Genomic DNA, 14,515 nt, shown 5'->3' with positions numbered 1-14,515 from the left:
CTCCCTGTACAGCGGTTGCTTAACAAAATCCTCTATGGTAAAAATAAATTGCAAACAGCCGCACCGGATAGATCACGATGCGGCTTATTAGCTTTCAGTGAAGCAGTTATTCTCATTTCAACAAGGTTCTCAGCAGAACTTCCTTGGTTGGAATCGGGAATGGGTCTCCGAACATGAGCTTGAAAGAAGCTATGCCTTGGGTAGCAGAAATGAAAGTGGCTGCCAGCTGGAACGCATCTCCGTCAACGCACTCCCCCGACTTTTGTCCTTCCTGCACAATCAAAGCTAAGTTTTGGATGGATTGAAGTTTTCTATCCAACAAACTTTTATTTTCCTCCGGGGAATTCGTCTCTGATAATTGAGAAATAAGAATGAAATAGTATATGCCATCCTCTTTGTTGACCGCATTCAAGAAGATTTCAGTGAACGCTTCGAGTTTCTCTGCGGCATTCGCATACATGTTATGGAGCTCATCCAGGACAAGAGCAGATTTATCCATAGCTTCATTGGCAAGTGCGAGATATAAGTCATCTTTTGATTTGTAATAATGGTAGATGAGACCCAGACTTACATTAGCGGTTTTGGCAATCTCTTTAATATTCGTTGCGGCTAACCCTTTTTTTGCGAAAAGATGAAGGCCTGCTTGTTTTATTTTTTCGATCGTGACTAGCCGCATCTCGTCAAATTTTTCTTTGGTTCTCGGCATAGGAATACTCCTTATATTGAATGTTTATTCAATCATAATTTTATTGGACAGGTTTGTAAATGTTTGGGTTGACGGTAGCCTTTTCCAGGTTTATTATTGAATTAAAATTCAATCAATAATAATATTGGGTCGTAGAGGGAGGCTTACTTATGTCAAGTTCCGCTAAAAAAATGAAGCAGCTTGGTTCTTTTACTTATTCTTACGTGATTTCGCATGATGGAACCAGAATAGGATACCAAAGTATCGGGCAAGGACCGGGTGTACTAATCATTCCTGGGGCGCTGAGTACTTCAGATGATTTCACCCATATTGCCGATGAGCTGTCGGGGTCGTTTACCGTCCATATCATTGATCGGCGGGGACGCGGCAGAAGCGGAGAGCAAGGAGCGGATTATTCGATCGGCAAAGAATGTGAGGATATTCAGGCCGTCCAGGAAGCGAGTGGGGCGGCTAATATTTTTGGGCACAGCTTTGGCGGACTTGCAGCTCTAGAGTTCGCGGGTACCCATTCAGTATGTAAGAAGATTGCCGTCTACGAACCCGGGGTTTCAATAGAATCGAACCCTAAGGAATGGGATTGGATTGAAGAGTATGAGGCAGCTTTGATGGCGAAGGATTCCAGAGGAGCATTTACCAGCTTTGTACAGGGTGCCGGTCATACTCCTCTGAAAAATTTACCGAAATGGTATGCAAAGTTTATTCTGCGTCTGGTGATTCGTGGTGAGAAATGGGAGAAGATTAAGCGGCTGTTACCCGCATGTCTAAATGAACATAAGGAGGTTAGACGCTTGGAAGCGACGTACTCCAAATATGAATCGATCGATGCAAAAGTGCTGTTGATGGCCGGAGGAAAAAGTCCACAAGCCGTGCATCATATGATTCATATCTTGGAACAGACGATTCCGCAAGTTCAGTCCCGGGTATTTCCTAAGCTTGATCATCTTTCCCCTGAGAATGGTGAAGCTCCTCAAGAAATTGCCCAGTTGCTGAAAGAATTTTTTTCCTGATATTCTGGTGAGGAGCCAATATGCCAAATTTCTTACGGCCCGGACGCACAATCCCGGCTATTCAGCAATCCGTGCAATTGCGGCTTCTACTGTGATTAGCTCTTCGCTTTGCTGTGACATATCTTTAAGCCGGAGCTTGCCTTCAGCAGCTTCGCTGTCCCCGATCAGAATCACGTAGCGGATACCCTTCGCGTTCGCCGCGGCCAGCGTTTTCTTCAGCTTGCGTCTCCCGGTATCCACAGCAGTGCGGATACCTGAAGCGCGAAGCAGAGCGGCGGCAGATAAAGCCTGCGGCATAACCTCCCCAATCGGAATGACCATTACCCCTGAAGCTTCATCACGGACAGGCCGCTCTCCCAGCAGAGTCATAATCGACTCCATGCCGAAGGAAATGCCCACTGTAGGATATAGGATGTCATCACGCTCCACAAGCTTCCCAATAATGGAATCATACCTTCCTCCGCCGCCAAGGCTGGAAGTATAGGTACCGGAAGCGTCGAAGATTTCATAGACTGTTCCTGTGTAGAAGGATAAGCCGCGTGACAGAAAAGGATCGAAGACGCAAGTCTCTGCCAGTCCAATTTCAGTGATTAGCCGCTGTAAGGCCAGTACCTCAAGCAGGCCAGGCTGTGTGCTCAGCCCATATTTCTCCGCAAGCTCTTCAAAGGAAGGGGCATCCATATCCAGTAGCTCTTTAAGCTTGCTTATAGCAGCCGGAGTCAGTCCTTTCATCCTAAGTTCCTCAAGCACACCTGTGCTGCCGATCTTGGCGAGCTTGTCTAGGGTCAGCATCACGGACAGGTGCTCCTCCGGCGGAACTCCGGCTGCTTCCAGGATCTCTCCAAGGAAGCGCCGGTTGTTCCATTTCAGGATAATGGGGATTTCCAGTCTGCGGAAGACCTCTGCCGCGAGCTGCATCAGTTCTGCTTCTCCTTGCGGGCCACCGATCCCAACCATATCGGCGTCGCATTGCAGGAATTCGCGCAGACGGCCTTTTTTGACCGGTCCATCCCGGAACACTTTGCCGATCTCATAACGTTTATAGGGGAACTCTATGCCTGGATTCAGGGCGATCACTTTGGCAAAAGGAATGGTCAGATCGTACCGCAGCCCGAGCCTCCGGCCGCCCTGGTCGGTCAACTGATACATCTCGCGGAGTATCTCGTCACCTCCAGCATATTTGGAAGTTAGCAGCTCCAGCTCATTAAGCAGAGTTGTATCCATCGAATCAAAATCATACAGCTCAAACAGTTCGGTCAGCGTAGATCGGACTTTTTGGCGGATGGCCTGCTCCCGGCCGAAATAATCATAGGTCCCTTTAACATTCTGCATGTGTAGCAGCTCCTTTATTATTTTATCTGAAGAAAATAAAGCCTGGGCTTCTTAAGTCATTCCCGGTGTCCTGTTACGCTTGCGGGGAGACCACGGAAACTGTATTGTCCCTTATAAACAAAAAACGCGCCGGACCTCTTGGTCCCGCGCGCTTGATATGCGGCAGGGAGGCCAAACGCGAAAAGCGTCAGCCCTCCCTGAAAAATGTTCAGGAGTGCTAACGCTGCTTGTGATGATGAAGCTGATTCAGTATGATGGTTATGCTGTTCATGCGAATCATGTCCCTTCAGGGCTGGAATAATGCACATTATATCCAATAACAACTTCAATAACAAGGGAGAATTATTAATGAATCATACACAGATCATTGTCGAGTCCGAGAACTTTGCCAAAGAGCAGCTGGGCCAGGATAAAACCGGACATGACTGGTTCCACACGGACCGTGTACGTAACATGGCAGCGCTGATCGCGGAGATGGAGCAGGCTGATGTGTTAATCTGTACAGTGGCCGCTCTGCTGCATGACGTGGCGGATGAGAAGCTGAACCCTTCTAAAGAAGCGGGACTTGCCAAAGTACATAACTGGTTGAAGGAACATTTGAACGATGAGGAACAGATCCGGCACATCATGCAGATTATAGAAACGATGTCCTTCAGTGGAGGCGGGGGCGTACCCATGTCCACACTGGAGGGACGGGTAGTACAGGACGCAGACCGTCTGGATGCGCTAGGCGCCATCGGAATTACACGGGTGATGGTTTTTTCGGGAGCCAAAGGCAGACCGGTCTATGATCCGGACATTCCCCCGCGTGATGAGTCTCTCCAGAAGGAGTACCGTGACTATTCCAAAGGAACGGCGATCAATCATTTTTACGAAAAACTGTTGAAATTGAAGGATTTGATGAATACTTCCTACGGGCGCAAGCTGGCGGAGGAGCGGCATGAGTTCATGCTGAGCTTTTTGGAGCAATTTTATATGGAATGGAATCAAGGCAGCCGTAAGCTGTTATAATAGTAGAATGCACAATATGGAAGGAACAACAACTACATGAGTGAATTACAATTTAAAGATTACGGGTTAAATGAAGAGATTGTCCGCGCACTGGACGTGCTCCACTATCTGGAGCCGACTGAGGTACAGAGCAAGGTTATTCCTGTAGCCCTGAAAGGCCAGGATCTGATCGTCAAATCCCAGACGGGCAGCGGCAAAACGGCATCGTTCGGCATCCCGCTCTGCGAGCTGGTGGATTGGGCGGAGAACAAGCCGCAGGCTCTGGTACTTACGCCGACACGCGAGCTGGCCGCACAGGTCAAAGAGGACATCACCAATATTGGCCGCTTCAAGCGGATCAAGGCGGTCGCTTTGTTCGGCAAGCAGCCTTTTGCCCCGCAGAAAATCGAGCTTACCCAAAAAACACATGTCGTCGTAGGCACCCCTGGACGGGTGTTTGACCATATCGAGCGCGGCACGCTGCCGCTGAACCGGATTAAATATCTGGTGATCGACGAAGCGGATGAGATGCTCAGCATGGGCTTTATTGAGCAGATCGAACAGATTATCCAGAAGCTGCCCCGGGACCGCGTTACGATGTTGTTCTCCGCAACACTGCCGGATGCTGTCAAGAACCTGTGCCGCAAATATATGACGGAGCCGGTGGACATTGAGATTGAAGCCAGCGGCATCACGACAGCGACGATTGAGCATGCGCTGATTGAAGTGAGACAAGCTGCGAAGTTTGGACTGCTGTGCGACTTGCTTACGGTGGAGAATCCGGACAGCTGCATTATTTTTTGCCGGACACAGGAGCAGGTGAACGCGCTGTTTCGGGGGATGGCCGATCTGGAGTATCCGGTGGACAAAATTCATGGCGGTATGATGCAGGACGAACGGTTTGAGGTAATGAACGCTTTTAAAAGAGGCCAGTTCCGCTATCTGATTGCCACCGACGTAGCTGCCCGCGGCATTGACATTGAGAACATCACCCATGTAATCAACTACGATATTCCGATGGAAAAAGAGAGCTACGTGCACCGTACCGGACGCACCGCACGCGCAGGCAAAAGCGGCAAAGCCATCACCCTCGCTACGCCGAACGAGCACAAATGGGTGAAAGACATTGAGAGCTATATCGGCTTCAGCCTGCCGCTGATGAAAGCCCCTTCCGAGGATGCCGTTGCTTATGCTAAACCTGCTTTTGATGAGAAGCTAGGCAAGCAGCAGGTCCGCAAGAAGGGCAAGACTGAGGTCATGAACCAGGACATCATGAAGCTCTATTTCAACGGAGGCAAGAAAAAGAAGCTCAGAGCGGTTGACTTCGTCGGGACTATTGCGAAGCTTGAAGGGATCACTGCGGAAGACATCGGGATCATCACGATCCAGGACAATGTTACCTACGTGGATATCCTGAACGGCAAAGGCTCGCTGGTGCTGCAGGCGATGAAGGACACCACTGTCAAAGGCAAACTGCTGAAGGTGCATCTTGCGAAGAAGTGACCCTTCCCGAAACTACCAGTCAAATCCGGCTTCGGCGAGATATGTGAACACAATCTGCTTGGCGTCTGTGCACAAAGTATTGCTATCGAATTAATTACTCAGTGAATGGGCTGTAAACAGCGAAATGCAATTACCGCAGCTCACGCATCAGCCAGTGCTCATACGGGAACTTGCTACCCTTAGGCTGGAACACCAGAATAACGCCATCCTGCCCGCGAGACACCTCTTTTAGTTCCATAGTTGTTACCAGCCTGCGGACTAAACGATTGATCAGTTGAAGATCATTGCTGCGGATGGCAACAGCCAAGGCTTCGGCATAGGGGAGGCAGGTAGCCAGCTTCCGGTAAAAAGGGATAAGTGATCTTGAAATACTGCGGTGCACACTCGTCTGGAAAAAGGCTCCTACTTGCCGATCAACCATTAACCCGCTGGAGTAAAAATTCACAGGCGGTTTAAACGGAAAAGTGATCAAGTAGCTAAGAGGATCAATACTAAAATCATCTGTTCTGGAAGACTTCGGCAAGCGATTCAGCAGTTTGCCAATTAGAATTAGGTCAGAGGTGCGCAAGGCGGTTGTCCATTGACTGGCGAAAGCGAAGCTGCTGGCGATTCGGCGGTAAAAAGGAAGCATGGATATGCCCATTTGCTGAAGAACTCTCCCAGTGACGCGATTCGGTAATTTTCTTTTTGCTGCAGTAGCCATAGCAGTATACTACCTCCCTAAGGGTGACAATTCACCTTGTGATACCATAGGTTATGGATAAATGGGGATGGCAGGAACGGCTATTCACTTCGTGTACGGATAAATAAATAGTCTGCTTTTGTGCTCAATTTACCGGCTCTTTGAGATTTCACAAGCATTATCCAGCCAGTTAGATTCTTCACTCCGCACAATATAGTTATTAGCATGTTGCTCAGTGTGCTCCAGTAACAGCCACTGGAAAGGGCAGCTCCGGCAGGCCCGATGTTGGAACCATTCACAATGTGAACCTCGTGTAAGGATCCTAAAGAGGGCAAAGTGTTACCTATTCGTCCAATCCTCAGCTCCCCAATGTACATAGTGTATTGTATACAAGTACAAAGGAGGAGTTAACATGAGTGAAAATGAAAGAGGGTACGGTGCGTTTACTTCCACAGGTGCAATTCTGGTACTGTTCATCCTGCTCGTTATCATTTCCAAATCTCTCTGGGTATAATTAGTAATCTACCTCTACACGTAAAGTCAGTCCCTCAGACTGGCTTTTTTTGCAGTGCGCGGAGGAGACTTTGCCGGGAAATATGTGCAGCGCAGACGGAGAGGGGATATAATGTAACAATGTGATTATTACATAGAACAGCCTTATATCCCGGACAAGCTTATGGCCTCCGTAGGGTGAAGGACTCAATCGGGAGGACACATGAGATCAGAACATCAAGATGCTGCATTACCGGAATTGGGCAAGACCCGGCCGGATAAGGGAGCCAGCCGTATTCTGCTGGTCGTGGGAATTATCTGCGTCGCAGCAGCTCTTCGGGCTCCCTTCACCTCTGTTGGATCACTGCTGGGCATGATCCGTGATGATCTGGGATTGTCCAATACACTGGCGGGAGCAATTACCACCTTACCGCTGCTGGCATTTGCCTTGCTGTCACCTTTTGCGCCACGACTGGCTCAGCGGTTTGGCACCGCCAATGTTCTTATGCTGGCCATGCTGGCGTTGTCTATGGGCATCCTGATCCGCTCAGGTTCGGGCACAGTCATGCTGTTCGCAGGCACAGCGATGATCGGGTTATCCATCGCCGTCTGTAATGTGCTGCTGCCTGGACTTATCAAAGGGAGATTTCCAGAGCGTATCGGACTTATGACCGGGGTTTATACCGTATCCATGAATATCTGTGCAGCTGCTGCCTCAGGCATCAGCGTTCCGCTGGCGCAGCATGCCGGATTTGGCTGGCGGGGTACACTGGCAATGTGGTTTGTCGTAGCCGCACTGGCGACACTATTCTGGATTCCTCAGATGCGGAATATGACCAGTGGCAGCAGCGAAAGTAAAAGACAATCCTCCGTTCAGGTCTGGCGGTCTCCGCTGGCCTGGCAGGTTACCCTGTTCATGGGTCTGCAATCGCTGCTGTATTACGTGCTCATTGCCTGGTTTTCCGTGATATTGGGTGAACGCGGGATGACCTCCAGTCATGCGGGCTGGATTCTTTCTCTTATGCAGCTGGCGCAGCTGCCGTTTACTTTTTTCGTGCCTCTTTGGGCGGGCAAAATGAAAAACCAGCGCAGCCTGGTGCTCATTACATCCATTCTTTTTATGATTGGTATTCTCGGTATCTGGCTGGGCAGCAACTCCTGGATGGTGGTATGGGCTGTCTGCATCGGAATTGCCGGAGGTTTTGCCTTTGGCCTCGTCATGATGTTTTTCAGTCTGAGAACCCGCAGCACACAGGAAGCCAGCGTGCTGTCCGGCATGGCCCAATCTGTCGGGTATCTACTCGCTGCAATGGGGCCCGCATTGTTCGGACTGCTGCATGATGTGACCCATAGCTGGAATATGCCACTGGCATTACTCGCTGTGGCAAGCATGTTGCTGTTCGTAGTAGGACTTGGGGCGGGGAGCAGCCGTTTTGTGGGTGACAAGAGATAAACTCATTAAATCCTTCATATAAGCGCAGTGAGGATGCCGTACAAGCTGAACAGGATCAGAATCATTGATGAATAGAGGTTCAGCCAGCGGGTGAAGGAGGCAGGGAGATTGGCACTAATCCAGAACAACGTGGCGGTGAGCAGCAGCCACCAGCAGGTGGAGCCAATCGCGATACCCGCCGGCAGAAACCATGAACTCCCGATGGTCGTTCCAAGTGAAACTGAGAGTACCGCGAAGCTAAGGATCGGGGCCGGATTGGCTAAGGTCAGCAGGAAGGACGACAACAGACAATAGGGAATGCCGCGGCGGGTAGCTTCAAGTATAGATCTGGACTCTTTGGGTAGAAGCGTCCTTACCCCCAGAAGTCCAAGAAACAGACTGCCCAGCAGACGGAGCGGCAGAGCATATGCAACAGTAAGTTCATTCACAATCCTAAAGCTGGAAACGGTCACCAGGGAATAATCCGCATCGGCCAGAGCAATCCCGAGACCGGAAGCAAGGCCGGCCATGAATCCCTGCTGCAGGGTCCTGTTCATACACAGCAGGGACATGGGACCGACAGGTGCGGCAACGACAAAGTCAAAGCCGATTCCGCTGAGGAGGGCAGTCCAGATCATCATGGTGTACGTTCCGAAGTGGGCAGCGGCACATTTGAGGTTTCTTTGACTGTTCCCAAAATAATGGTGGTACGGGTGCGCACAATGCCCGGCAGGCTTTTCAGCTCCTCGCTGATAATCCGGTCGAGATCATGAGTGCCCCGGCAGCGCACCTTCAGCACATAATCGTCATCTCCGGCTGTATGATGGCATTCTTGGATTTCCGGCAGCTTCTGTACCAGCTCCAAAAAAGCCTGACGGTGCGCCGGACGCTCCAGTGAGACTGCGATCAGCGCTCCCAGCCCATAGCCGGCGGATTCAGCATCGATCAGCGCAGTGTAACCTTTAATCACGCCTTGTTCCTCCAGCTTCCGCACCCGGTCCGCTGCCGCCGGTGAGGAGAGGCCGAGCAGCCCGGCCAGTTCAGCCCAGGTGATCCTTCCGTTCTCCATTACGGCCCTGATTATTTTATAATCAATAGCATCCATGTTATCCATCCTTTCTTTATTGTGTGTTATATATAATTTACCTAATATAAATAAATACCTCAAGGATTTATGATTATATAATAAACTGAAAATATAAATTTGCTTTAACTTGATAAGTGACTCGTTATTATATTAATGAGTTGCAATAAAAACCCCTTGCATCTGATTAGAAAAGAGAGTATAGTCTTACTTACAGCGATCAAAATGTTGAACTACATATTGTGCGGTCATGGCGGAATTGGCAGACGCGCTGGCTTCAGGTGCCAGTGATAGCAATATCGTGGAGGTTCGAGTCCTCTTGACCGCATCACCTACAAAGAAGCTTCTACTCTTGTTGTTACAAGAATAGAAGCTTTTTTTTCGTTTCTAAAGAGAGGTATACCCATTAGCCTATTTATAAGACTTGTGATCCAGGACAAATAATAGGACTTTCACCCCAGAAGCATCTTTTCTGAAAAAAAGGTATACTAGGTGTAGTTTCAGTCCCCACTTTTACAGAGGAGGCTCTATCATTTGACCGACACACTCTTTAAGCATCTGTTTATGCGGTCCTCTATAGGGTTCGCAGTAGTCTCCACCAAAGACGGTACCATGATTATGGCGAATCCCGCGCTCTGCAATATGTTTGGGTATTCGGAAGAAGAAATGATGAATATTCGTTACCTGGATATTGCTTACGCGGAGGATAAGACTGCTGTTGAGCATGATGTGGTCATGCAATACTTGCAGGACAGTCCCGGTGCGTCTGTAAATAAAGAAAAACGTTTTGTACGCAAGGACGGCGGGATCATTTGGATTGCGTTACATATCTTTTTGACGATAGATGAGACTACGGGTGAACCTAGTCATCTAATCGCCGAAATGAAGGAAATTACCAACCGCAAGCTGGCCGAGAAAAAGATTGAGGAGGACAGGCTACTCTATAATCTGATTACGCAGAACACACCGGATATGATCTCTTTTGCGGATGCGGACGGAACGGTACGCTATGTGTCTCCATCGGTCGAGAAGCTGCTGGGTTATCCGATTGAAGAGGTGATCGGCAGAAAAAGACCGGATTTTTACCATGAAGAAGATGCGATAGAAATGACCCAGCACGGGAAGGCGTATTCCGACAGTGATGTGTTCACCCGCCGGGCCCGCCATAAGGACGGACATTATCTATGGCTTGAAAATTCATTCCAGGTGGTGCGTGACAGCGAAGGCAATGTAGTGCAGGTGCTGACTATCGCCCGTGATATCACGGAACGCAAGAAATATGAGAATATGCTTGCAACTGCCCAGGAGCTGGGCCGGATGGGTTCATGGGAGTGGGATTCCCCGAGCGGGCAGATGACTGTTTCCAAGCAGCTGCGGATTATTTTTGATATGTGCGATGATGGTGAGAGCGGTACTCACAGCCTTATCGATTATATGCAGCTGTTGTCCCGCGTGGTTCCGGAGGATATGGGGCGGCTGCGGGCCGAACTGGGCCAGACACTGGAGTCCGGGTTCAATGGTCAATCGGTGTTTAGAATTGAGAACGACGAAGGTGTGCGCCGGGTTATTTATACCTATTGGGAAGTGGTTCTGGATCAATATGGTAAATTGTTGCAGATGAATGGCATCGTGCAGGATATCACCGAACGCTACCAGATGGAAGAGCAGCTCCGTGAGAGTGAGCGGAACTATCGGCTGATTTCTGAGAATTCACTGGATTTTATCTCACGGAATAGAACAGACAACGAGGCTACTTATCTATATGCTTCTCCAGTTTGCCAGCCTATGTTTGGTTACACGCCGGAGGAGCTGGAAGGCTCGAATGGGATGCAGCATGTTCATCCGGAGGATATCGACAGCGTTCGCTCCTATCTCCAGAAAAGTATGGATGGCGGTAAGCTGGAGCCGATTATTTTTCGCTTTTTGTGCAAGGATGGCTCCTACCTGTGGGTAGAAACAACGCTGCGCCATATCAGTGCAGGCCCGGGCGGCATTGCCGAAATGGTCTGCGTCACCCGGAATATTTCCGAGCGCAAACAATATGAATTGAAACTGCTGGAGAGTGAGAACCGGTATAAATCCCTGTTTGAGTATAATCCTTCCGCGATCAGTGCGATGGATCTGGATGGGCACATCCAGTCCTTGAATGCCAGTCTCCAGCAACTGAGCGGTTATCCGCGGGGGAGTCTTTTGCATTCCAGCTATAGTGAAATTATTGATCAGGAAGAACTGGAATTTGCCGAGGAGCGTTTTGAGCAGGCGGCCAAAGGATTGCCTCAGATCTTTGAGAGCAGGCTGATCCATAGGGAAGGTTATCCTGTTGAGGTGAGCGTGATTTATGTACCGATCATGGTCAATAACAAGGTAGTAGGTGTATTTGGTATAACCAGCAACATTACGGAACGCAAACGGCATCTTCAGCAGATTGAGAAGCTCAGTTATGAGCATGCGCTGATCCTGAATTCGGTCTCCGAAGGAATCTTTGGCATGAATCTTGAAGGCGAAACGATGTTTATTAACCCTGCGGCATCGACGATGCTGGGTTATGAGCCAGGTGAACTGGCGAGAAATATCAAGCTGCATACTGTGGAACAGACATGGCTTGACGCCGAACCTTATATCAGCGGGCGGAGGTCATTATCGGACTCCCTTTCCAGCTACCTCTCATACGAGGACAAGGAAGGGGTATTCTGGAGACAGGACGGGTCCAGCTTTCTGGTGAAATATCGCATGTCGCCATTATTTGATAACGGGGAACGGAAGGGGGCAGTTGTCGTTTTCCGGGATATTACTGAAGAGAAGGCTATTGTTAGGGCAAAAGAATCAGCAGAGCAGGCAGACCGGGCTAAGTCGGAGTTCCTGGCCATCATGAGCCATGAGCTGCGCACACCGATGAACGGGATTATTGGCATGGCAGATCTTTTGGCTGGAACAGAACTTGATGAAGAACAGGAATACTACACGCAGATTATTAACAAAAGCAGCGAGTCCTTGCTGCATATTCTGAACGAGGTGCTGGATTTCAGCAAGATTGAAGCCGGCATGATGACACTAGATCTACAGACGGTGGATTTGTCCCAGGTGCTCCAGAATGTAACCGAATTGTTCTATCCGAAAGTAATGGAAAAGGGACTGATTCTCCATTGCGAGCTGGACCCGGATCTACCTGTACTTGTGGTGACGGACGAAGCCAGATTGCGCCAGATTCTGGTGAATCTTGTTGGCAATGCAGTGAAGTTTACTGAAGAGGGCGAAATTCACATTGCCGTAAAGCTGCAATCCATTGCCGATACCGGTGATCTGGTAGTTAGATTCACTGTAAAAGATACAGGAATTGGCATTCCTCAGGGCAGCCAGGGCTTGCTGTTTCAGTCCTTCTCCCAGCTTCACCCGTCGATCAACCGCAAGTATGGCGGTACAGGACTGGGGCTGGCCATCAGCAAAAAACTGGTTGAACTGCTGGGCGGCATGATCGGTGTGGAGAGCAACGAAGGGGAAGGTTCGGAGTTCTTTTTCACCATCCACGTTTTTCTGCCGCAGTCGGAACTTTCCTATAATCAGTTTCCGGTAAGGGAAACCGATACGCTCCAGGAGAGGGATGTGATGGGCAAAAGCTCACCGAATGGTGAATATGGCCCGCTGTCTATATTGATTGCTGAAGATCACCCGGTGAATCTGCAATTGCTTCAGACCTATCTCAAGAAGCGCGGTTATTACGCTGATGTGGCGCTGAACGGAGAGAGGGCTGTGGAGGCGGTGCGCTCGCATTGTTATGATCTGGTGTTCATGGATATTCAGATGCCGCTTATGGACGGGATTGAAGCAACCAGTATCATACGTAACGAAATAGGGTTCTCTCCGGTTATTGTTGCTGCAACGGCTTTTGCCCGGGTGGAGGACAAGGAGCTGTGTCTCAGAGCAGGCATGCAGGACTTCATCTCCAAGCCGATCTCGCCGTCTGAAGTAGACAGGGTGCTGCGGGAATGGTCGGCCCACATTCACAGATAGCAGGGGTATGAAGTGAAGCTGAATACAAAGAAAAGCCGCTTGACCACATGTCCTTCAGAGGTTGCACAGAAGGATTTGCAGTTAAGCGGCATTGGCTTTACGGCTTTTTTGGTGAAAGGTGGTATGCGGATGAGAGGGCTTCTATATGTGTTGTTTGCAGCATTGTATCTGTTGACCACATTCTTTGGTCTTGGTCCTGTGCTGTTAGCGGACGGCTCTACGAGAGAGCGGGTGCTTACACTAATCGTAGTGTTATTGATCTATGCAGCGATTACCGTGTGGCTCCGGTTCATTCTGAAGCGGCTTAGCCGGCGTTGACAAAAGTTTTTGGTGTGTCAGTAGGGTCTGATGCTCCGTAATCCTCGCCGTTCAGTAGATGTCGATAAAGAAATGGCTGCAGTTATTCTGCCTTGCGTCCGGATTGCTGGATCTCAGCCCAGGCAGCTATCGAATCAGCATTGGTATAGACATAGGGAGTGGAAGGCTGCGGAACCGGAGTAATATGGTCTGGTGTAATTTCGATGACTTCCTTACCCTGATAAGTTGACGTATGAAGCTTGCCCCGAACCTCGATCCAGGTATCGGCGGGCAGGCTTATTTGCGTTAGAGGGTCAAGGAGGATTCCCAGGGGAGTTGCGTCTGCTGTACAGCACTGCACCAGAAAGCGGCTAACGGCATAAGCCTTTTTGGACCCTTCTCCATCCGACTGATACAGAAATCCGGTCACAGTAATCGATTTGCCCTCGAATTGCGGTTTGTACAAGTCGATGGCTCCGAGAGTTTCCGAAAAAATCTCCGGGTACACCTGGATTACAGGCTGCACATACAGCTTTCCGGCGAGTTCGGCGAACTCCTCCAGGTAAGGGCTTGAGGCGTTGAATTTCACATGCTCAGCGGCCTCTTCGGCAATGTAGGACAAGGCGATGCCTTTCTTGGCTGCTGCCGAGCTGCCTAGTGAACGGTCGGGAAGCAGGAAGCCGAGCAGCAGCGGGAATAGGAACAGACAGTACAGCATGGTACTGCCCAGCACAGATCGCGGCAGGCGGTGCTCGCAGTCGCAGAGCAGCGTGCTTTTGCCGAATATGGCCTGAATTCCGAGACTTAGCGCCATTAATACCAGCGGAACCGGACAAAGGCGAATCCAGCGTGCCAGCTTGGGAGCGACGTAGAAATGCAGTGCCTCCTGCTGAACAAGGTGCCCAATGTAGAGGGCGAAGAGCAGCAGGAGCAGTGACCTGAATCCATAGTGCAGCCGGATGCTCCGGGGGTCATTCATAGG

General features: G+C 49.8%; 13 protein-coding genes and 1 tRNA gene. 8 read left to right on the top strand and 6 right to left on the bottom strand.

Features of this window, described 5'->3' with window-relative positions; genetic code table 11:
* Positions 1-112 precede the first annotated feature (112 nt).
* A complete protein-coding gene (locus tag AC0MA3_RS20105; protein ID WP_474657476.1) occupies positions 113-706 on the bottom strand; it encodes a TetR/AcrR family transcriptional regulator in 594 nt (197 codons plus the stop codon).
* 149 nt (positions 707-855) lie between these two features.
* Between AC0MA3_RS20105 and AC0MA3_RS20100 the strand changes: the two genes are divergently transcribed.
* The gene (locus AC0MA3_RS20100; RefSeq protein ID WP_474657475.1) at positions 856-1,713 is read left to right on the top strand and encodes an alpha/beta fold hydrolase; all 858 of its coding nucleotides are present in this window, start codon (positions 856-858) and stop codon (positions 1,711-1,713) included.
* Between the two features lie 57 nt (positions 1,714-1,770).
* On the opposite strand, the gene AC0MA3_RS20095 is transcribed toward AC0MA3_RS20100, so the two are convergent.
* Positions 1,771-3,045, bottom strand: a complete 1,275-nt coding sequence (locus tag AC0MA3_RS20095) for a histidine--tRNA ligase (protein ID WP_474657474.1) — start codon at positions 3,043-3,045, stop codon at positions 1,771-1,773.
* A 348-nt stretch (positions 3,046-3,393) separates the two neighbouring features.
* Between AC0MA3_RS20095 and AC0MA3_RS20090 the strand changes: the two genes are divergently transcribed.
* Positions 3,394-4,056, top strand: coding sequence for an HD domain-containing protein (locus AC0MA3_RS20090; RefSeq protein WP_474657473.1), 663 nt, complete (start codon positions 3,394-3,396; stop codon positions 4,054-4,056).
* A 36-nt stretch (positions 4,057-4,092) separates the two neighbouring features.
* Positions 4,093-5,538, top strand: a complete 1,446-nt coding sequence (locus tag AC0MA3_RS20085; protein WP_474657472.1) for a DEAD/DEAH box helicase — start codon at positions 4,093-4,095, stop codon at positions 5,536-5,538.
* 130 nt (positions 5,539-5,668) lie between these two features.
* Here the strand turns inward: AC0MA3_RS20085 and AC0MA3_RS20080 are convergent, their stop codons facing one another.
* Complete coding sequence (locus tag AC0MA3_RS20080; protein WP_474657471.1) at positions 5,669-6,241, bottom strand: hypothetical protein; 573 nt, start codon at positions 6,239-6,241, stop codon at positions 5,669-5,671.
* A gap of 391 nt (positions 6,242-6,632) precedes the next feature.
* Here AC0MA3_RS20080 and AC0MA3_RS20075 point away from each other — a divergent pair, with 391 nt between their 5' ends.
* Together AC0MA3_RS20075 and AC0MA3_RS20070 are read left to right on the top strand one after the other, a co-directional pair.
* On the top strand, positions 6,633-6,734 hold the full coding sequence (locus tag AC0MA3_RS20075; protein WP_474657470.1) for a YjcZ family sporulation protein: 102 nt from the start codon (positions 6,633-6,635) through the stop codon (positions 6,732-6,734).
* A 201-nt stretch (positions 6,735-6,935) separates the two neighbouring features.
* Complete coding sequence (locus AC0MA3_RS20070) at positions 6,936-8,165, top strand: CynX/NimT family MFS transporter (protein WP_474657469.1); 1,230 nt, start codon at positions 6,936-6,938, stop codon at positions 8,163-8,165.
* 14 nt (positions 8,166-8,179) lie between these two features.
* Here AC0MA3_RS20070 and AC0MA3_RS20065 read toward each other — a convergent pair whose 3' ends face one another.
* Together AC0MA3_RS20065 and AC0MA3_RS20060 are read right to left on the bottom strand one after the other, a co-directional pair.
* Positions 8,180-8,785, bottom strand: coding sequence for a LysE family transporter (locus tag AC0MA3_RS20065; RefSeq protein ID WP_474657468.1), 606 nt, complete (start codon positions 8,783-8,785; stop codon positions 8,180-8,182).
* The gene (locus tag AC0MA3_RS20060) at positions 8,782-9,249 is read right to left on the bottom strand and encodes an Lrp/AsnC family transcriptional regulator (protein ID WP_474657467.1); all 468 of its coding nucleotides are present in this window, start codon (positions 9,247-9,249) and stop codon (positions 8,782-8,784) included. Before AC0MA3_RS20060 ends, AC0MA3_RS20065 begins: the two co-directional genes overlap by 4 nt.
* Before the next feature lie 223 nt (positions 9,250-9,472).
* On the opposite strand from AC0MA3_RS20060, the gene AC0MA3_RS20055 reads away from it, so the two are divergent.
* The 3 genes from AC0MA3_RS20055 (at position 9,473) to AC0MA3_RS20045 (ending at position 13,554) form a co-directional block, all read left to right on the top strand.
* Positions 9,473-9,556: transfer RNA gene (locus tag AC0MA3_RS20055), tRNA-Leu, on the top strand.
* A gap of 206 nt (positions 9,557-9,762) precedes the next feature.
* Positions 9,763-13,236 (top strand): PAS domain S-box protein, encoded by a 3,474-nt coding sequence (locus AC0MA3_RS20050; protein WP_474657466.1) that lies wholly within the window; start codon positions 9,763-9,765, stop codon positions 13,234-13,236.
* A 12-nt stretch (positions 13,237-13,248) separates the two neighbouring features.
* A complete protein-coding gene (locus AC0MA3_RS20045; RefSeq protein ID WP_379153864.1) occupies positions 13,249-13,554 on the top strand; it encodes a DUF6954 family protein in 306 nt (101 codons plus the stop codon).
* A gap of 82 nt (positions 13,555-13,636) precedes the next feature.
* Here the strand turns inward: AC0MA3_RS20045 and AC0MA3_RS20040 are convergent, their stop codons facing one another.
* The gene (locus AC0MA3_RS20040) at positions 13,637-14,512 is read right to left on the bottom strand and encodes a TIGR03943 family putative permease subunit (RefSeq protein ID WP_474657465.1); all 876 of its coding nucleotides are present in this window, start codon (positions 14,510-14,512) and stop codon (positions 13,637-13,639) included.
* Positions 14,513-14,515: the final 3 nt, after the last annotated feature.

It is taken from the genome of Paenibacillus sp. LS-5, from assembly GCF_056121505.1.
Note: the sequence above shows the minus strand (reverse complement) of the source record. Positions and strands in the feature narration are given on the sequence as shown.